General features: G+C 72.2%; 16 protein-coding genes, 2 pseudogenes and 1 riboswitch. Of the genes and pseudogenes, 10 read left to right on the forward strand and 8 right to left on the reverse strand.

Annotated elements, in window-relative coordinates:
* The first annotated feature begins 401 nt into the window (after positions 1–401).
* Entirely contained in the window at positions 402–1,625 is a 1,224-nt protein-coding gene (locus tag MF408_RS18995) for an Ig-like domain-containing protein (RefSeq protein WP_240248982.1), read from the forward strand.
* 93 nt (positions 1,626–1,718) lie between these two features.
* Here MF408_RS18995 and MF408_RS19000 read toward each other — a convergent pair whose 3' ends face one another.
* From MF408_RS19000 to MF408_RS19015, 4 genes and pseudogenes are all read right to left on the reverse strand, one after another.
* Positions 1,719–3,428, reverse strand: coding sequence for a cytochrome bc complex cytochrome b subunit (locus MF408_RS19000; RefSeq protein WP_240248983.1), 1,710 nt, complete (start codon positions 3,426–3,428; stop codon positions 1,719–1,721).
* 10 nt (positions 3,429–3,438) lie between these two features.
* Positions 3,439–4,522 (reverse strand): annotated as a pseudogene (locus tag MF408_RS19005) (Rieske 2Fe-2S domain-containing protein).
* A 53-nt stretch (positions 4,523–4,575) separates the two neighbouring features.
* Positions 4,576–5,466 (reverse strand): cytochrome c, encoded by an 891-nt coding sequence (locus MF408_RS19010; RefSeq protein ID WP_240252047.1) that lies wholly within the window; start codon positions 5,464–5,466, stop codon positions 4,576–4,578.
* 72 nt (positions 5,467–5,538) lie between these two features.
* The gene (locus MF408_RS19015; protein ID WP_275693232.1) at positions 5,539–6,192 is read right to left on the reverse strand and encodes a heme-copper oxidase subunit III; all 654 of its coding nucleotides are present in this window, start codon (positions 6,190–6,192) and stop codon (positions 5,539–5,541) included.
* 91 nt (positions 6,193–6,283) lie between these two features.
* On the opposite strand from MF408_RS19015, the gene MF408_RS19020 reads away from it, so the two are divergent.
* From MF408_RS19020 to trpD, 3 genes and pseudogenes are all read left to right on the forward strand, one after another.
* Positions 6,284–7,219, forward strand: coding sequence for a cytochrome c oxidase assembly protein (locus tag MF408_RS19020; RefSeq protein WP_240248985.1), 936 nt, complete (start codon positions 6,284–6,286; stop codon positions 7,217–7,219).
* 9 nt (positions 7,220–7,228) lie between these two features.
* Positions 7,229–7,631, forward strand: a pseudogene (locus tag MF408_RS19025) (hypothetical protein).
* Positions 7,628–8,656, forward strand: coding sequence for an anthranilate phosphoribosyltransferase (gene trpD, locus MF408_RS19030; RefSeq protein WP_240248986.1), 1,029 nt, complete (start codon positions 7,628–7,630; stop codon positions 8,654–8,656). Before MF408_RS19025 ends, trpD begins: the two are co-directional and overlap by 4 nt.
* Here the strand turns inward: trpD and MF408_RS19035 are convergent.
* Positions 8,614–9,285: a hypothetical protein gene (locus tag MF408_RS19035; RefSeq protein WP_240248987.1), complete on the reverse strand. Its 672-nt coding sequence runs from the start codon at positions 9,283–9,285 to the stop codon at positions 8,614–8,616. The two genes, trpD and MF408_RS19035, sit on opposite strands and share 43 nt — an antisense overlap.
* Positions 9,286–9,592: 307 nt before the next feature.
* Between MF408_RS19035 and MF408_RS19040 the strand changes: the two genes are divergently transcribed.
* Entirely contained in the window at positions 9,593–10,564 is a 972-nt protein-coding gene (locus MF408_RS19040; protein ID WP_240248988.1) for a hypothetical protein, read from the forward strand.
* A complete protein-coding gene (locus MF408_RS19045; protein WP_240248989.1) occupies positions 10,561–11,904 on the forward strand; it encodes a hypothetical protein in 1,344 nt (447 codons plus the stop codon). Before MF408_RS19040 ends, MF408_RS19045 begins: the two co-directional genes overlap by 4 nt.
* A gap of 35 nt (positions 11,905–11,939) precedes the next feature.
* Here MF408_RS19045 and MF408_RS19050 read toward each other — a convergent pair whose 3' ends face one another.
* Genes MF408_RS19050 through MF408_RS27140 form a run of 3 tightly spaced genes read right to left on the reverse strand, consistent with a single transcriptional unit; the run spans position 11,940 to position 13,963 of the window.
* Entirely contained in the window at positions 11,940–12,218 is a 279-nt protein-coding gene (locus tag MF408_RS19050) for an Lrp/AsnC ligand binding domain-containing protein (RefSeq protein ID WP_240248990.1), read from the reverse strand.
* 9 nt (positions 12,219–12,227) lie between these two features.
* A complete protein-coding gene (locus tag MF408_RS27135; RefSeq protein ID WP_345893769.1) occupies positions 12,228–13,238 on the reverse strand; it encodes a hypothetical protein in 1,011 nt (336 codons plus the stop codon).
* Complete coding sequence (locus tag MF408_RS27140; protein WP_345893770.1) at positions 13,127–13,963, reverse strand: exonuclease domain-containing protein; 837 nt, start codon at positions 13,961–13,963, stop codon at positions 13,127–13,129. The genes MF408_RS27135 and MF408_RS27140 overlap by 112 nt, the downstream gene beginning before the upstream one ends.
* A gap of 90 nt (positions 13,964–14,053) precedes the next feature.
* Here MF408_RS27140 and MF408_RS19060 point away from each other — a divergent pair, with 90 nt between their 5' ends.
* From MF408_RS19060 to MF408_RS19075, 4 genes are all read left to right on the forward strand, one after another.
* Entirely contained in the window at positions 14,054–14,287 is a 234-nt protein-coding gene (locus MF408_RS19060; RefSeq protein WP_240248991.1) for a hypothetical protein, read from the forward strand.
* Between the two features lie 236 nt (positions 14,288–14,523).
* Positions 14,524–14,730 carry a hypothetical protein gene (locus MF408_RS19065; RefSeq protein WP_240248992.1) on the forward strand — a complete coding sequence of 69 codons (207 nt, stop codon included), beginning with the start codon at positions 14,524–14,526 and terminating at the stop codon, positions 14,728–14,730.
* A gap of 143 nt (positions 14,731–14,873) precedes the next feature.
* Positions 14,874–15,035: riboswitch (cyclic di-AMP (ydaO/yuaA leader) on the forward strand.
* A 757-nt stretch (positions 15,036–15,792) separates the two neighbouring features.
* Complete coding sequence (locus MF408_RS19070) at positions 15,793–16,038, forward strand: NlpC/P60 family protein (protein ID WP_240252049.1); 246 nt, start codon at positions 15,793–15,795, stop codon at positions 16,036–16,038.
* 227 nt (positions 16,039–16,265) lie between these two features.
* Entirely contained in the window at positions 16,266–17,252 is a 987-nt protein-coding gene (locus MF408_RS19075) for a hypothetical protein (RefSeq protein WP_240248993.1), read from the forward strand.
* Position 17,253 lies beyond the last annotated feature (1 nt).

The raw sequence follows: 17,253 nt of genomic DNA on the forward strand, positions 1-17,253 counted from the left end.
GTGGCGGCTTCGCCGCCGTGCGACACGCTGCCGGCCCGCGGTCGAGGCAGGCTCGGTGCGAGGTTGCTGGGCGGCCAGACGAGCTCGTGGCGCCGACCCGGCGCATTCCCGCACGTGAGAGGGGCCGACCCGGCCCATTCCCGCACGTGAGGAGCGTCGACCCGGCGCGTTCCGGCGCGTGAGGGGGTGCCGACCCGGCGCATTCCCGCACGTGAGGAGCGTCGACCCGGCGCATTCCTGCGCGTGAGGGGCGCCCGACCCGGTGCGTTCCGGCCGGCCCTGCATGCGCGGCGAGGCGGGTTGGGGCGGGTGGTGGGGTTAACCTGGGGGCGGCGCGCAACCCCTGAGGGGTCGGGCGCGTCCTCCTGTACGTGATGTCGCGAGAGAGACACCTTCCCACCATGCTTCCCTCCACGTTCGGTCCTGCGCGCTCCCGCGCCCCGCTGGGCCTGGCCGCGCTCGCGGTCTGCGCGTCCCTGCTGACCGCCTGCGACGCCGCCAGCGACGCGCTGCCCGGCGGGGGAGGCGAGGAGCCGGCCGCGGAGACGACCGGCGTCGCCGACACCGCGAAGCCAGCGCTGCGCACGAGCGTGCGGAAGGGGGCCCGGGAGGTCCCGGTCGACACGGTGCTCCGGGTCGCCGCGAAGGCGGCCGAGCTCACCGAGGTCACCGTCCGGCACCCCGGCGGCGCGCTGCCAGGGGAGATCTCCGCCGACGGCACCCGCTGGACCGCCGGCGACCGGCTCGAGCCCGGCGTGCGCTACACGGTCGAGGCGGTCGGGAAGGGCGTCGACGGCTCCACCGTGCGCACCCGCTCGGCCTTCACCACCCAGGCGCTCACGCTCGACGAGCAGACCTACCCCTCCGTCGCCCCGCTCGACGGCGAGACCGTCGGGGTCGGCATGCCGGTCGTCGTCACCTTCGACCTCCCGGTCACCGACAAGGCCGCGTTCGAGCGCAACATGCACGTCACCACGACGCCCGCCCAGCCCGGCAGCTGGCGCTGGGTGAGCGACACCGAGGCCCGGTACCGGCCCAAGAGCTACTGGAAGGCCGGCACCGAGGTCAGCGTCGACGTCGACATCAACGGCGTCGACGCCGGCAACGGCATCTACGGCCAGGAGGACCGCGACATCGACTTCGCGGTCGGTGACGCCCACGTCTACCGGGTCAACGCCCGCACGCACCAGATGAAGGTGTTCTCCAACGGCGACCTCCTGCGCACCATCCCGATCACGACGGGGGAGCAGCCCGCCTACACCACCCGCTCGGGCGTGAAGGTGATCATCGAGAAGTTCGAGTCCAAGACCATGAACTCCGAGACGGTCGGGATCACCGGCGCCGACGCCTACAACATCGCCGGCGTCCAGTGGGCGATGCGGCTCACCTACTCGGGCGAGTTCATCCACGCGGCGCCGTGGTCGGTCGGCTCCCAGGGCCACGACAACGTCTCCCACGGCTGCACCGGCATGAGCACCGCCGACGCCGGCTGGCTCTACGCCATGACCCGCCGCGGCGACGTCGTCGAGTACACCGGCACCGACCGCCCGATGGAGCCCGACAACGGGTACGGCGACTGGAACCTCTCCTGGGCCGACGTACGCGAGGGCTCCGCCCTGCGCTGACCGCCCGCCGCTCTGGTCCGCGCCTGGCAGGCCAGCCGGACCGGGTACGACGAAGGCCCGCCCCCCTCGGGGAGCGGGCCTTCGTCGTCGTGCTCAGTGGTCGGAGCTCGGACCGTGCTTGTTGGGGCCGGTGGCGATCTGGTGCTCCAGCTCGTGCAGCTCGTGCTCCGCGTGCGCCCGCGACTCCTCGACCTCCGCAGCCGTCGGCTTCTGCACGTTGTCGGCGAAGAACATCGCCGACAGCTTCGCCCGCAGCCGCGCCAGGCGACGCCCGCGGGGCGAGACGCCGTCGAGGTCGTCCTCCTCCGGCACGTAGACCTCGTCGCGGTCGCGCGCCGTGAGCGCGTAGGCCTGGTGCTCGTCGATCGGCAGGTGCTTCTCCGCGTACCCGCCGGCGGGGGAGCGGACCAGGACGCCCGTCTCGTAGCCGTGCAGCAGCTTCTCCTTGTCCTGCCGCTGCAGCGAGATGCACCAGCGCTTGGTGATCATGAACGCGATCACCGGGCCGACGAAGATCGCGGCACGCATGAAGTACGTGATCTGGTTGATGCTCAGATCCATCTTGATCGCGATGATGTCGTTGCCTCCCGCGGCCCACGACAGGCCGTAGAAGGTCATCAGCGCGACCATGATCGCCGTCCGCGTCGGCGCGTTGCGCGGCCGCTGCAGCAGGTGGTGCTCCCGCTTGTCGCCGGTCACCCACTGCTCGATGAAGGGCAGCAGCGCCAGGATCGTGATCATCAGCGGCGGCATCACGAGGATCGGCAGCATGATGTTCCACGACAGCGTCACGCCCCAGATGTGGGTCTCCCACGGCGGGATGATCCGCAGCAGGCCGTCGGGCCAGCCCATGTACCAGTCGGGCTGGGAGCCGGCGGTGACCTTCGACGGGTCGTAGGGGCCGAGCTTCCACACGTTGTTGATCGAGAACAGCCCACCCAGGAGGGCGCAGGCGCCGAACACGATGAAGAAGAAGCCGCCGGCCTTGGCCGCGTAGACCGGGAGGAGCGGGTAGCCGACCACGTTCTGCTCGGTCCGGCCGGGACCAGGCCACTGCGTGTGCTTGTGGTAGACGAGCAGCAGCATGTGGGCCGCGATCAGCGCCAGCAGCAGGCCGGGGAGCAGCAGGACGTGCGCGATGTAGAGCCGCGGGATGATCGCGTCGCCCGGGAACTCGCCGCCGAACATGAAGAACGACATGTAGGTGCCGACCACGGGGGTGGCCTTCACGAACCCGTCGGCGGCGCGGACGCCGGTGCCCGAGAGCAGGTCGTCGGGGAGCGAGTAACCGGTGAAGCCCTCGATCGTGCCGAGCAGCAGCAGGAGGCAGCCGATCACCCAGTTGAGCTCGCGCGGCTTGCGGAAGGCGCCCGTGAAGTAGACGCGCAGCAGGTGGATCATCATCGCGGCGATGAAGATGTGCGCCGCCCAGTGGTGCATCTGCCGCAGCAGCAGGCCGCCGCGGACGTCGAAGGAGATGTCGAGCGTCGACGCGAACGCCGAGGACATGTGCACGCCACGCAGCGGGTCGTAGGACCCGGCGTACTGCACCTCGGTCATGCTCGGGTCGTACCAGAGCGTGAGGAACACACCGGTGAGGAGCAGCACCACGAAGCTCCACAGCGCGATCTCACCGAGCATGAAGGACCAGTGGTCGGGGAAGACCTTGCGCAGGTTCTTCTTGAGCATCGTGCCCAGGCCGAGCCGCTCGTCGGCCCAGTTGGCCACCGCGCCGGCGCGCTGGGACCCGCGGCTGGGCGGGACGGCCGGCTCCCCGGCGTTCGACTTCGCGACCTTGCTCATGTCGGGGCGGTCACCAAGGCTCATCGTAGTCACGCTCCCAGTAGCTCGGTCCGACCGGTTCGGTGAAGTCGCTCTGGGCGACCAGGTAGCCCTGCTCGTCGACCTCGAGCGGCAGCTGGGGGAGCGGCCGCCCGGCCGGGCCGAACACGACGCGACCGGAGTCGGTCAGGTCGAACGTCGACTGGTGGCAGGGGCACAGCAGGTGGTGGGTCGTCCGCTCGTTCAGCGAGATCGGGCAGCCGACGTGGGTGCAGATCTTGGAGTAGGCCACGATGCCGCCGACGTCCCAGTTCTCGCGGCCCTTGCCCGGCTTGATCTCCGAGGGGTGCATCCGGTGCAGGATGAGCGACGCCTTGCTCTTGTGGACCTGCAGCTCGATGCCCTCGACCTCGTGCGGGTCGACGTGGTAGCGCTCGGGGTTGAAGAGCACCTCGGGCTGGGCGTTGACGAGGTCGCCGATCTCGAGGTCGGAGGCGAGGATCGGGGGTGCCGATCGCGTCGCGCGCGATCCGCATCTTCGGCACCTGCACCTCCTGCTCGACCCCGTTGTCGTCGAGCACCTTGATGGTGCGGCCGCCCGCGCCCCAGATGGTGTGCTCGAGGCTGTCACCCGGCAGGGGGCCGAGGTCGCGCAGCATCACGAGCGGACCGACGGCGACCAGGCCGAGCGCGCCGAGGGCCGAGTTGCGGATGAGCGGCCGGCGAGCGATGCCGGTCTCGTCGAAGCCGGTGCGGAGCGCCTCCACGCTGGCGGCCCGGTCCTCGTCGCTGGACCGGGCGGGGTGGCGCATCTCCACGATCTCGTGGTCGCCCATCAGCTTGCGCGCCCACTGGATGATCGCGATGCCGATGAACAGGAACGCGCCGCCGAGGGTCGCGCCCAGCGCCATCGTCGAGGCGCCGAAGCCGCCCACGACGTGCCAGTTGTCCTCGATGTCGAGGGTGAAGTAGGCCACGACGAACAGGACGGTGCAGAGCGCCGAGAGGCCGAACAGCGTCGCGACCTGGATCTCGGCCCGCTTCTCCTGCCGCGGATCGACGTCGGTCGGGCGCCACTGGTGCTCGGGCAGGCCCGGGTCGGTGAACGGCTCCAGCTCGCCGCGGCGCTCCTCGTCGCCGGTGTGGCCGTCGTTGGTGTGTGCGTCGGTCACGCTTCCGCCCCGTCCTTCTTCCTGCTCGTGCGCGTGGTGTGTGCGGCGATCCACACGGCGAACGCGACGAGCGCGCCGAGTCCGACCACCCAGGCGATGATGCCCTCGCTCACCGGGCCCAGCCCGCCGAAGGTGAAGCCGCCGTAGCTCGGGGTCTCCTCGAGCGTCTGCAGGTAGGCGATCACCGCCAGCTTGTCGTCCGGCGGGATGTTGCCGTCGGAGAAGGTGTCCATCGTGTACGGACCGGTGAGCATGGCCTCGTAGATGTGCTTCGGGTCGGTGCCGCGGATCTTGGGCGCGTAGCCGCCGCGCGGCATGGCACCGCCGGAGCCCTCGAAGTTGTGGCACGCGGTGCAGTTGGCGAGGAAGATCTGGCCGCCCCGGGCGACGTACTCCTGGACCTCGTCCTCATTGCTGCCGTTGCCGTTGGCGTCCGCGATCGTCTCGGGGTCGTAGAGCTCGCGGTCGGGGATCGCGGGGCCGGTGCCGAGCGAGGCGACGTACGCCGCGAGGGCCGCGGTCTCCTCCTCGGAGTAGACCGGGTCCTTCTTCGGCGGCTGCTGGCCGGGCTGCGCCATCGGCATCCGGCCGGTGCCGACCTGGAAGTCGACCGCGGCGGCGCCGACGTCGGTGAGCGGCGGGCCGTACTGCGTGCCGCCCTGGGTGAGGACGCCCTCACCGTTCTGGCCGTGGCAGAAGGCGCAGCCGACCAGGAAGAGCTCGCGGCCCTCCTGGACGAGCTCCTCCTGGGCCTGCGTGGAGTCGGCCTGCGCCGGCGCGAACGCGGAGTAGAGACCGCCGGTGAGCAGCAGGCCGAGGACCAGCACCAGCAGGCCGGCGAGCGGCCCGCGACGGTGCCGCGACAAGCGGCCGGCGGAGCGGTTCAGGAGGCGCACATCGATTCCTTGCGGGTCCGGGACGGGTCGTCAGGGGGTTGAGTTGTCAGGCGGTGGCGAGCGTCACTGGACGAGGTAGATCGTCGCGAACAGACCGATCCAGACCACGTCGACGAAGTGCCAGTAGTAGGACACGACGATCGCGCTCACCGCCTGCTCGTGGGTGAACCGCTTCGCCATGTAGGTGCGTCCGAGGACGAACAGGAACGCGAACAGGCCGCCGGTCACGTGGATGCCGTGGAAACCGGTGGTGAGGTAGAACATCGAGCCGTAGGCGTCGTTGGGGATCGTGACGCCGTGGTGGATCAGCTCGGCGTACTCCAGCGCCTGGCCGCCGATGAAGACGGCGCCCATGACGTAGGTGAGGATGAACCACTCGCGCAGTCCCCAGCCGCGCACGTCGAACAGGCCCCCGGTGCGCGCGACCTGGCCCCGCTCGGCGGCGAACACGCCGAGCTGGCAGGTGAACGACGACAGCACCAGGATCGTGGTGTTGACCGACGCGAACGGGACGTTGAGCAGCTCGGTGTTCTCGGCCCACATCTCGGGGCTGGCCGCCCGGATCGTGAAGTACGCCGCGAACAGGGCGGCGAAGAACATCAGCTCGCTGGAGAGCCAGATGATCGTGCCGACGGCGACCATGCTCGGTCGGTCGTGCTGCCCGTGCAGTCGCGAGGCCGGGAGGAATGCCGTTGCTGTGGTCGCCACGGTCCTCATTATGTCGGTAGTCGACCCCGACGTCTCCCCGACCCCCTCCAATCCGGCGCGCCTCCGCGGCGACGTACGGTCGGGGGTGGAGACGACGGTCGTGAGCGCCCTCGGAGCCGGTCCGCAGGCCGGTCCCGGAGACGGCGGCGAGGTGCTCCCGGAGCTCACCTTCACCACCGCGGTGACCGAGTGGGCGCTCGACCCGTTGTCACTGGTGGTGACCGTGTGGTCGGTGGGGTTCTACGCGCTCGGCGTGTGGACGCTGCGCCATCGGGGCGACCGCTGGCCGGTCGGGCGGTCGATCGCCTGGGGCCTCGGGATGCTCGCCTTCTACCTCTCCACGTCGTCGGGTGTCGCCGCCTACGACACGGTGCTGCTGAGCGCCCACATGGGGCAGCACATGGTGCTCTCGATGGTCGTGCCGCTGTGCCTCGCGCTCGGGGCGCCGGTGACGCTCGCGCTGCGCACGCTGCCGGCACGCCCCCGCCGGTGGCTGCTCGCCGTCCTGCACTCGCGGGTGGCCAAGGTGCTGTCGTTCCCGCCGCTGGCGTTCGCGCTCTACGTCGCGTCGCCCTGGGCGCTGTACTTCACCGGGTGGTACGAGGCGTCGCTCACCTCGACGTACGTCCACGAGATGATGCACGTCCACCTCGTGCTCGTCGGCGCGCTCTTCTTCTGGCCGATCGTGGGCATCGACCCGCTGCCCGGCCGGGTGTCCCACCCCTTCCGGGTGCTGCTGACCGTGCTCACCCTGCCGTTCCACGCGTTCCTCGGAGTGACGGTCATGGACCAGAGCCAGCTGCTGGGCGGCGACCACTACCCCTCGCTCCACGACGGCCCGATGGGCGCCTGGCTCCCCGACCCGCACGCCGACCAGGAGCTCGCCGGCGGCCTGCTCTGGGGCGCGGGCGACCTCGTGGGGGTGATCTTCTTCGTCGTCCTCTTCGCCCAGTGGGTGCGCGACGCGAAGAAGGAGGCCGAGCGGGAGGACCGCCGACTCGACCGGCTCGAACGGCTCGGGAGCGCCGCCGAGTAGCATCAGCGCGTGACTTCGACCAAGACCCTGAAGGTCCTCGTCTACAGCGACGACGTCCACACCCGCGAGCAGGTCATCCTCGCGCTGGGCCGGCACCCCCCACCCGGACCTCCCGGAGGTGGAGTACGTCGAGGTCGCGACCGAGCCGGTCGTGATCCACAACATGGACGCCGGGCACATCGACCTCGCGGTCCTCGACGGGGAGGCGGTGCCGGCCGGCGGCCTGGGCATCGCCAAGCAGCTCAAGGACGAGATCTACAACTGTCCGCCGGTGCTCGTGCTGACCGGTCGCCCACAAGACGCGTGGCTGGCGACCTGGTCGCGGGCCGACGCCGCCGTGCCGCACCCGATCGACCCGATCCAGCTGGCCGAGGCCGCCATCTCGCTGCTGCGGTCGCGCGTCCCGGCGTGAGCACGACCTGGCCGGAGCTGCTCGACGCGGTCGTCACGGGTCGCGACCTGACTCCTGCCGAGGCCCGGTGGGCGATGGGCGAGATCCTCTCGGGCGACGCCACCCCGGTGCAGATCGCGGGGTTCGCCGTCGCGCTGCGCGCCAAGGGGGAGACGAGCGAGGAGCTCAGCGGCCTCGTCGACGCGATGTACGAGGTCGCGACGCCGATCTCGGTGCCGGGGCGCACGCTCGACGTCGTCGGCACCGGGGGCGACCGGTCGATGTCGGTCAACGTGTCGCTGATGTCGGCCATCGTGGCCGCCGGTGCGGGCGCGCGGGTCGTCAAGCACGGCAACCGGTCGGCGTCCTCGAAGGCCGGGAGTGCCGACACCCTCGAGGAGCTCGGAGTGCGGCTGGACCTGCCCGTCGAGCGGGTGGCGGCGCTCGCGGAGGAGGCCGGCATCACGTTCTGCTTCGCCGCGGCGTTCCACCCCGCCCTGCGGCACGCCGCGGTGCCGCGCCGCGAGCTCGGCATCGGCACGCTCTTCAACCTGCTCGGCCCGCTGGCCAACCCGGTGCGGCCGGGCGCCCAGGCCATCGGCTGCGCCTTCCCGGGGAAGGCCGAGGTGATGGCGGGGGTGTTCGCCGCCCGCGGTGTCGACGCCTGGGTGTTCCGCGGCGACGACGGGCTCGACGAGCTGACCACGTCGACGACGTCCGCGGTGTGGGCCGTGCACGGGGGTGGGGTGCAGAGCTTCAGCCTCGACCCGACCGGGCTCGGCATCGCCCGGGCCGACAAGGACGCGCTCCGCGGTGGCGACGTGCGGCACAACGCCGACGTCGTACGCCGTCTGCTCGCGGGGGAGCAGGGCCCGGTCCGCGACGCGGTGGTGCTCAACGCCGGCGCCGCGCTGGCCGTCCACGACGCCCCGGGCGAGGAGCCGCTCGAGGCCCTCACCGCCGGCATCCGCCGCGCCGGCGAGGCGATCGATTCCGGTGCGGCTCAGGCGACGCTCGACCGGTGGGTCGAGGCGGCGTCGGCCTGATCGTCGAGGTCGAGCACGAACACGTCGCCGCTGCGGCGGAAGCCGATCTTGTCGTAGTAGGGGTCGACGACGTCCGGTGAGGTGACCACCCGCCGGTAGCCGCGGCTGCGGAGCAGGTCGCTGCGCCGCCACACGAACTCGCCGGGCGTGAAGTCGCGGTACTTCGGCGTCACGTAGTCGAGGTGCACCCGGGCGGTGTCGCCGTCGCGCTGCAGCAGCACCACGCCGACCGTCTCGTCGCCGCGAGCGACCACGAACGCCTCGTCACCGGGCTCCGCCCGGCCGCCGAACGTCGGCTGGTGCTTCCGGATGTCCTCGGCGTGCGTGTCGAGCACGTGCTGGAGGTAGTGGTCGTCGACCCCGACCTCGATCACCTCGAACGTGGCGGCGTCGTGGCGGTGCCGCAGCAGCTGCGCGATGAACCAGACGTTGATCGAGCTGGTCACCGCGTTGAGCGCCACCATCGGCCACACCTCGATGAGCGCGTTGAACACGACCAGCACCAGCCCGGCGACCAGGTTGAGCGTGCGGAACCGGAGGACGCGCTGCTGCAGCAGCGAGAAGACGAGCAGCGCGCTCCCGCCCCACCCCAGCGCCTCGAGCCAGTGCTCGGCGACCCAGGTCTCCACCCGCCGAGTCTACGGCGGCCGGAGCGCCGGTTCCCCGGCCTGGGACCGGCCCGGGACCCCCTGGTCAGTTGTGACTACCTCGCGATGTCGAACGACCGGTCCTCCCGCGACAGCGCCGTCGCACGGCGTGGCTGCGGATAGGTTCACGCGACGGCGCGGAGCCCGGCAACCGCCGGAGGACGCCGCAAGCAGACGTTCGGGTGGGAGGGCGAAGTGTCGCCGAGGAAGTTCGTCGTGCCGCTGACCGCGGTGCTCGTGGGGGAGTGGACTGGCGGTCGCCGGTGTGGCATCGCCTGCCGTCGCTGCCGTGACCCCGACCCAGGCCGCGGCCGCCCTCGACCTGCCTGCGGGCGTGACCGCGACCGTCACCGGCAGCAGCACGGTCGAGACGCGGCCGTTCAACGACTTCCCGTCCGACCCGGCCAAGGGCTCCGACTACCTGGTCCTCTCCACCGGTCTGGCCGAGGACGTGATGCTCGACGCGCCGCTCGCGATCGACGACCCGCGGACCCCGGTGTTCGAGCGCGAGCCGGACCCGCTCGTGAGCACGGACCGGGAAGCGGACCGTCTGCCCGACACCACCACGCTCACGATCACCGTCGCGCCGTCGACCGGCGCCGGGTGCCTCCAGGTCGACTTCGCCATGGCCACCGACGAGACGGTGCGGGCCTACCTGCCGGGGACGCCCGGCGACTCGTTCTCGGTCACGCGGCGGTCGGACCCGGAGACCGAGCACGCGATGAACGCAGGCGAGGGCTACTTCCAGCAGGACGGCTGGACCCCTGAGCCCAGGCCGTACGGCACCAACGACGTCGACTACTGGCACGAGCCCGGCGACCGGACCGACGTCGAGAACGGGCAGCTGGAGACGCCGCGGCTCGCGCGGTGGACGCCGCTGAGCCGTGTCACCACCCGGGACACCGCCGCGGTGCCGTTGAACCTCGCGGGCGGCCCGGAGGTCATCGACGTGGTCGTCAGCGACGCCCTGCACGACGCGGGCGAGCTCGACACCGCCGCCTTCGTCGACAACGTCGGGCTGACCGACACCTGTGCAGCGGGGGTCGCGGCACGGCCGGCCCACCAGTACGGCGAGGGCAGCATCAAGGGCGAACGCCGGGTCGGCTACCCGCTCAGCTACGACCCCGTGCCGAGCACCTCGGTCATCGAGCGCTACGACGCCGTCGACAACGGCTGGACCCACCTGCGCCCGCCGCACCAGTGGACCTGCGGTTCCGCTGGTACCGGACCTTTCCGGGCAATGCCCACAACTCGGACATGAACCGGTGGACGCCCATCCCGGACGCCGACCGGCAGTCCTACGTGCCGACCAACCTCGACCGGGGCATGGTGCTGATCGTGCTCGTCACCGGCGTCGTCCACGGGCGTCCGAGCCAGACCTATCCCAACACCAAAGAGGCAGGGACCGACCCCGACCGGTGGTACGTCACGCTTCCGATCGGACTCGGGGTCTTTCAGGACGGTTCGACGCCCCTCGTTTCGCACGACGGCACGCCGAAGGTGGGCGAGGAGATCACTGTCCAGCCCGTGGCGACCCGCCCCCTGCAGGACTCCTGGTCCTACCAGTGGTACGCCGACGGCGCACTGATCACCGGTGCGACGAGCGACTCGTTGGTCCTGGCGGCGGCGCAGCGCGGCAAGCGGATCACGGTGCGGGCGACGGCGCGGCGGTCCGAGTTCGCCGACCGGGACTGGACCAGCGCGCCCACGCCGGTCGTCGCGGGAGACCGGATGGAGTCCGAGGGAACCCCGGCCATCCTCACGTCGACCGGTGAGCCATCGGTGGTTGTCGACCAGGAGGTGCTCGCCCATCCGGGTCGGGTGTGCGACGTGGCGGAGCCGTCGGGCGGCACTTGCGCAGGTAGCTGGCCGCTGGGGACCTCGTTCACCTACCAGTGGCAGCGCGACGGCAAGAACATCATCGGAGCGACAAGAGTCAGCTACGTGCCGGTCACGCAGGATGCCGGCAAGCAGCTCGGTGTCGTCGTCGCGGGCTCCAAGCCCGGATACGACCCGGTCTCCGTCACCAGCGCCGCGGTCTCCGTCAGAGGGACGCCCATGCTCGGCGCCGTTCCGAAGGTGACGGGCACGCCGCGGGTCGGGGAGCGGCTGACGGGGAGCGCGTCTGGCTGGAGTCCGCCCGGCTCGTCCCTCACCTACGAGTGGTACGCCGGCAACACGCTGCTCCAGTCGGGGTGGAGCACATCTCTCACGGTGCCGGCCAAGGCAGCTGGCAAGCCGATCGTGCTGCGGGTGACCGGCGAACGGACCGGCTACGAGCCGCTCACGACCTCCAGCGAGCCGACTCGGACGGTCGCCAAGGGAAGGGTCACGCCGAGCACGCCGACGATCTACGGGACGGCGAAGGTCGGGAGCACCCTCATGGTGAGCGCGGGGTACTGGTCACCCAGCGGCGTCAAGCTGCGCTACCAGTGGAAGGTGGGGTCGCGGCTCGTCAAGGGCAAGGCAGGCACGAAGCCACAGTTCCGGATCCCGCGGACGGCGCGCGGCAAGCGGATCGCCGTGGTCGTCACGGCAACGCTGGCCGGTTACACCACCGTCAAGCGGACCAGCCGCGCGACGGCCAAGGTGAGCCGCTGACCGTCCCGTCGCTGCCGGGCTCGGCGGCCGCCTCGTCAGTCCAGGCCGAGCGAGAACGCCGCCTCGAGGTCATGGCGGGAGTAGGCGCGGAACGCAATGTGAGTCTCGGTGTCGAGCACGCCCGGCACCTTGTTGAGCTGGTCGGCGACGACCGCCGCGACGTCCTCGTGGCGGCGGACCCGCACCAGCGCGATCAGGTCGACCTGGCCGGTCACGGAGTAGACCTCGCTGACCCCCTCGAGCGCGGCGATGCCCTCGGCGACCTCGGGGATCCGGGCGACGTCGGCCTTCACGAACACGATGGCGGTGATCATGGGTTCAGCCTAGGACCCGGGTCCCGGCGCCCGACCGGTCAGACGCCAGCGAGCCGCTGCGCGTGGCGACCGGCGCCGTGCACCGGGCAGGTCCACTCGCCGTCGATGTCGACGAGCCGGACCCCGGGCAGCTCGAGCCAGCGCAGGATTCGCTCGGACTCCTCCGCCGTCGCCGCCGGCAGCGGACCGACGGAGGGCACCACCGTCTCCGCGGACGCGCGCAGCTGGTCGATATAGGCCATCGCCTCCATCCCGTTGGGGATCACGCCGGCGGCGGCCAGCCGGCCGTGACGGACCACGTGGACCGACCACCGCCCGTCGTCCTCGCGGCGCGCGGCCACCACCTCCGGGGCAGCGGGTCAGCGACGTCAGCCGCTGGGTGCGAGCGGCGCCGCGGACGAACGCCGCCAACCGGTCGCGCTGGGCACCGGCCTCCTCGAACCGCTCCTGCTCGGCGAGGCCGGCCATCTTGGCGTTGACCAGCTCGACGACGTCGTCGGGGTGGCGCAGCAGCGCGTCGCGGAGCTGGCGTACGACGGCGCCGTAGGTCAGCAGGTCGACGCTGCCGTCGCAGGGGGACAGGCAGCGGCCCAGCTCGGCGAGCACGCACGCGGAGCGCGCCGGCTGCCGCCCGAACCGGTCGGAGCACTGACGGATGGGGAACGTCTCGTGCAGCGCGGCCAGGCAGCTCTCGGCCGTCGCGCGGGACGAGAACGGCCCGAGGTAGTCGGCGTCGTCGTCGAGCACCCGCTTGACCAGCGACAGCCGGGGCCACGGCTCGCGGGTGAGCTTGACGAAGGTCATCTTCTCGGGGAACTTCGAGCGGCGGTTGTAGCTGGGCTTGTGCTCGGCGATCAGCCGGAGCTCGCGCACCTCGGCCTCCAGCGGCGTCGCGCACTCGATGCCGGTCACCGAGGCGGCCAGCCGCACCATCTCGCCGATGCGCGAGCGGGTCTCGGACGCGGTGAAGTAGGACCGGACGCGCCGGCGGAGGTCCTTCGACGTGCCGACGTAGAGCACGCGCGACTGCTCGTCGCGGAAGAGGTAGACGCCGGGCGCGTGGGGGAGCGGGTCGGCGAGGTGCCAGCTTGCGGCGCTGGGCGGGCGCGACCTTGGAGGAGTAGGTCTGCAGGTCCTCCAACGTCCTGGACGCCGAGGCCACCGAGCCGTTCGAGCAGCCCGTGCAGCACGTCGACCGTCGCGCGGGCGTCGGCGAGGGCGCGGTGGTTGGGGGTGGTGCCCGACCGGAAGACACGGGCGAGCGAGGACAGCTTGTGGTTGGGCGCCTCGTCGCGGGTCACCACCCGGCGGGCCAGGGTGACCGTGTCGACGACCTCGAAGCCCGGCCACGGCAGGTCCTGCTGCCGTGCGAAGTGCTTGAGGAAGCCGACGTCGAACCGGGCGTTGTGGGCCACCAGCACCGAGCCGGCCGCGAACTCCAGGAAGGCCGGCAGCGCGGCGGTGATCGGCGGCGCCTGCGCGACCATGCCGTTGGTGATGCCCGTGAGCACGGCGATGAACGCCGGGATCGACGTCTGCGGGTTGACCAGGGTCTGGAACTCGCCGAGCACCTCGCCGCCGCGGACCTTCACGGCCCCGATCTCGGTGATCATGTCGCCGTCCCCGACCGACCCGCCGGTGGTCTCGAGGTCGACCACGCAGAACGTCACGTCGCGCAGCTGCCGGCCCAGCTCGTCGAAGCTGCGCTGCTCCTCCCAGCGGCTGCGGACCGGCGTCGTGCTCACGCGGCTGACGGTAGGCGCCCCCTCCGACAGGTCGGCGGAGGCACGCCCCGGCGCCGCGGGGAGGTCGCGGACGTCTCTACACTTCCCGCCGTGACCGACCTCCCGGACCCGACCCAGCGCTGGCGTTGCGGTGGCTGCGGCAACCTGACCCGCTTCGACGTGACGCGGAGCCGCCGGACCACCGAGTACTGGCACTTCGACCTCGCCGGCGACCACCGGGTGGACGACACCGAGGTGCTGGCCGAGGCGGTGGAGTCGGTGCGCTGCCGCTGGTGCGGCCGCGACGACGCGATCGAGGTCATCGCCCGCGCCGACGGCGAGTAGGCCGCGCGAGCGCAGCGGAGGAAGACAGGACGCTGCAGCGCCGCGCGACAGCGCGAGCGGAGCGAGCGGTGCGAAGACGGACAAGAGGTCGCGCGGCGCCGTCGTGTCTGGACGGAGCGGAGCGAGCGAGGGACGAGCGAGCGCAGCGGAGGAAGACAGGACGCTGCAGCGCCGCGCGACAGCGCGAGCGGAGCGAGCGCAGTCAATACCGTCGGGGGTCCTGCAAGTCTCCTGCCATGACGACGAGGATCGACTGCGACTCCTGCCTGGTGCGCGGGCTGGCGTGCCACGACTGCGTGGTCACGGTGCTGCTCGGGCCACCGCCGGAGCTGACCATCGACGACGAGGAGCAGCGCGCGTTGGACGTGCTCGCGGGGGAGGGCCTGGTGCCGCCGCTGCGGCTGGTGCAGCCGGTCTCCGGACCCGACGTGGAGTCCGCCTGAGACGGGTGTGACGGGTGTGACGGAAGGGATCGAGAACCGTGCGCCCGGACGGCGAGGCGCGGTTTGCGGGGGACCGGCGCCGGTCTAGGCTGCTCGCTCAGGTGTCCGTGGAAGTGGGTCGACCGATCCGCGCGGGCACCGCGTCGAGTCCGGCGCCGCTCGCGGTGCCGGAGCCGGGGACCCACACTCCTGGGGTGAATCCCGTGCGAGGCGCGGCCGCACCAGCGGTGGTCGCGAGGAGCACGGGTAGGGCAAGTCGTGCCCGAACCCGACAGCTCACCCGGTAGGCGTACGACACCAGAGGGGACCGCCAGCAGGTGCTGAACGGCCGCACACGCATCACCACCGCGCTCACCGCGCTCGCGCTCGCCGCTTCGATCGGGCTCTCCGTGAGCGCCTCCGGCCCCGCGGCCGCCGATCCCGACATCGAGGACGTCCGCGCCCGGGTCGACCGCCTCTACCACGAGGCCGAGCAGGCCCAGGAGCGCCACCACGACGCCCGGCTGGAGCTGGACGAGCTCGACGACGAGCTCGAGTCCCTCGAGGCCGACGAGGCCCGCCAGGGCGACCAGCTCGCCGACATCCGCTCCGACGTGCGCAACTCCGTGATCCGCCAGTTCCAGGGCCACAGCCTGGGACCGGCCGGCGAGCTCCTCAGCACCGAGGAGGACGCCTTCATGAGCAACCTCTCGACGCTGACCACGGTCGGCGACCTCCAGGACTCGCTGCTCGGCGACTACAACGACGAGCTCAAGGCCTACGCCATCCGGCGCTCCGAGACCGCCCAGCGCCGCGACCGGATCGCCGCCCTCGGAGGAGGAGCTGGCGGAGGAGAGCGAGGCGGTCGACGCCAAGCTCGCCGAGGCCGAGGACCTGCTCGAGGAGCTCGAGGCCGAGGAGCGGGAGGCGATCCTCTCCCGCGACGGCTCGGTGCGGGCGCCGTCGGAGGTGCCGGCCGAGGGGCGCGCCAAGCTCGCCATCGACTACGCCATGGCCCAGGTGGGCGACGCCTACGTCTACGGCGCCGCCGGGCCGAGCGCGTTCGACTGCTCCGGCCTCACGATGATGGCCTGGGCGCAGGCGGGCGTCGCGCTGCCGCACTCCTCCAGCGCGCAGTTCAGCACCGGCACCCGCATCTCGGAGAGCCAGCTGCAGCCCGGCGACCTGGTCTTCTACTACAGCCCGATCAGCCACGTCGCGATGTACATCGGCAACGGCCTGATCGTGCACGCGGCCAACCCGGGCGCCGGCGTGAGGGTCGACGCGCTCCACTCGATGCCGTACGTCGGCGCGGTCCGCCCTGGCTGACCGACGCCTGAGCAGGCCCCTCGCGGCCCCTGCTCGCCGCGGTCCTCCTCACCGGCGGCTGCCGGGCCGAGGAGGAGCCGTACGTCGCGCCGACGCCGGCCGCCCCGGCTGCCGTCGTCGACCCCGCCGCCGCCGCGACGACCCTCGGTCGCCTCGAGGACGCGCTGCGCCGCGGCGACGAGACCGCGGCGAGCGCCCTGGGCGCCGACGCGGACGCCGCGGCCCGGTTGGCCGCGGTCGCGCGCGACGTCGGCCGGCTCCGGGTGCGCGACCTCTCCTTCCGCTACCTCATCGAGACCGGCGAGGCCGACGCGGACGGCTGGCGGGCCGAGGTCGAGACGACCTGGCGGCTCGCCGGCTTCGACCCCACCGCCGCCCGGGCGGAGATCGAGGTCGGGTTCGCCGACGGCGGAGCCGCCGTCGCCGACCTGGCCGGTCAGCCGCGGCTGTCCCCGCTGTGGATGAGCGGGTCGCTCACCGTCCACCGCGCCGCCGACACCCTGGTGCTCGTGGAGGCCGAGGCGGCCGACGGCCGCACCCTCGCCCGGCAGGCCCGCCGGGGCCTCGGCGTCGTCCGCGACGTCCTCGGGCGCGGCGGCCGGCTCGTGGTCGAGGTGCCCGCATCGCCGGCCTCGTTGAACGCTGCGGTGGGCGCCGACGCCGGGACCTACGACCGGATCGCCGCGGTCACCGCGGCGGCCGACGGCAGCGGCGTCCCCGACGCCCCCGTGCACGTCTTCCTCAACCCGGAGGTCTACGGCGGGCTCGACCCCCTCGCGGCCCAGGTGGTCATGAGCCACGAGGCCGTGCACGCGGTCACCGGGGCGCCCGCCTCGGTGCAGACCGCGCCGCCGTGGCTGCTCGAGGGCTTCGCCGACTACGTCGCGCTCCGCGACGTCGGGCTCCCGGAGACGACCACGGCCGCCCAGGTCGCTGAGCAGGTGCGCACCGACGGGGTGCCCGGCGAGCTGCCCGGCCCGCTCGAGTTCCGCACCGGGGGAGCCAACCTGGGCGCCGCCTACGAGGCGGCCTGGCTCGTCTGCGTGACACTGGTCGAGCACGGGGGAGAGGAGGCGCTGGTGGCCCTCTACGACGCGGCCCTCGCCGGCGCCCCGGTCGAGGAGCAGCTGCGCCGGCGGTTCGGCTGGTCGCTCACCGACCTCACCCGGGCCTGGCAGGACCGCCTGCGCGCGGTCGCACGGGCCGGCGGCTGAC

The sequence above is a fragment of the Nocardioides sp. TF02-7 genome (assembly GCF_022437945.1).
In the GTDB taxonomy this organism is placed as follows: domain Bacteria; phylum Actinomycetota; class Actinomycetes; order Propionibacteriales; family Nocardioidaceae; genus Nocardioides.

Bases quoted from the DNA above. Each gene is read 5' to 3' on its own strand.
- MF408_RS18995 (WP_240248982.1), top strand. From the start codon at position 402: ATGCTTCCCTCCACGTTCGGTCCTGCGCGCTCCCGCGCCCCGCTGGGC.
- MF408_RS19000 (WP_240248983.1), bottom strand. From the start codon at position 3,428: ATGAGCAAGGTCGCGAAGTCGAACGCCGGGGAGCCGGCCGTCCCGCCC.
- MF408_RS19015 (WP_275693232.1), bottom strand. From the start codon at position 6,192: ATGAGGACCGTGGCGACCACAGCAACGGCATTCCTCCCGGCCTCGCGA.
- MF408_RS19045 (WP_240248989.1), top strand. From the start codon at position 10,561: ATGAACCGGTGGACGCCCATCCCGGACGCCGACCGGCAGTCCTACGTG.
- MF408_RS19050 (WP_240248990.1), bottom strand. From the start codon at position 12,218: ATGATCACCGCCATCGTGTTCGTGAAGGCCGACGTCGCCCGGATCCCC.
- MF408_RS19065 (WP_240248992.1), top strand. From the start codon at position 14,524: ATGACGACGAGGATCGACTGCGACTCCTGCCTGGTGCGCGGGCTGGCG.
- MF408_RS19070 (WP_240252049.1), top strand. From the start codon at position 15,793: ATGATGGCCTGGGCGCAGGCGGGCGTCGCGCTGCCGCACTCCTCCAGC.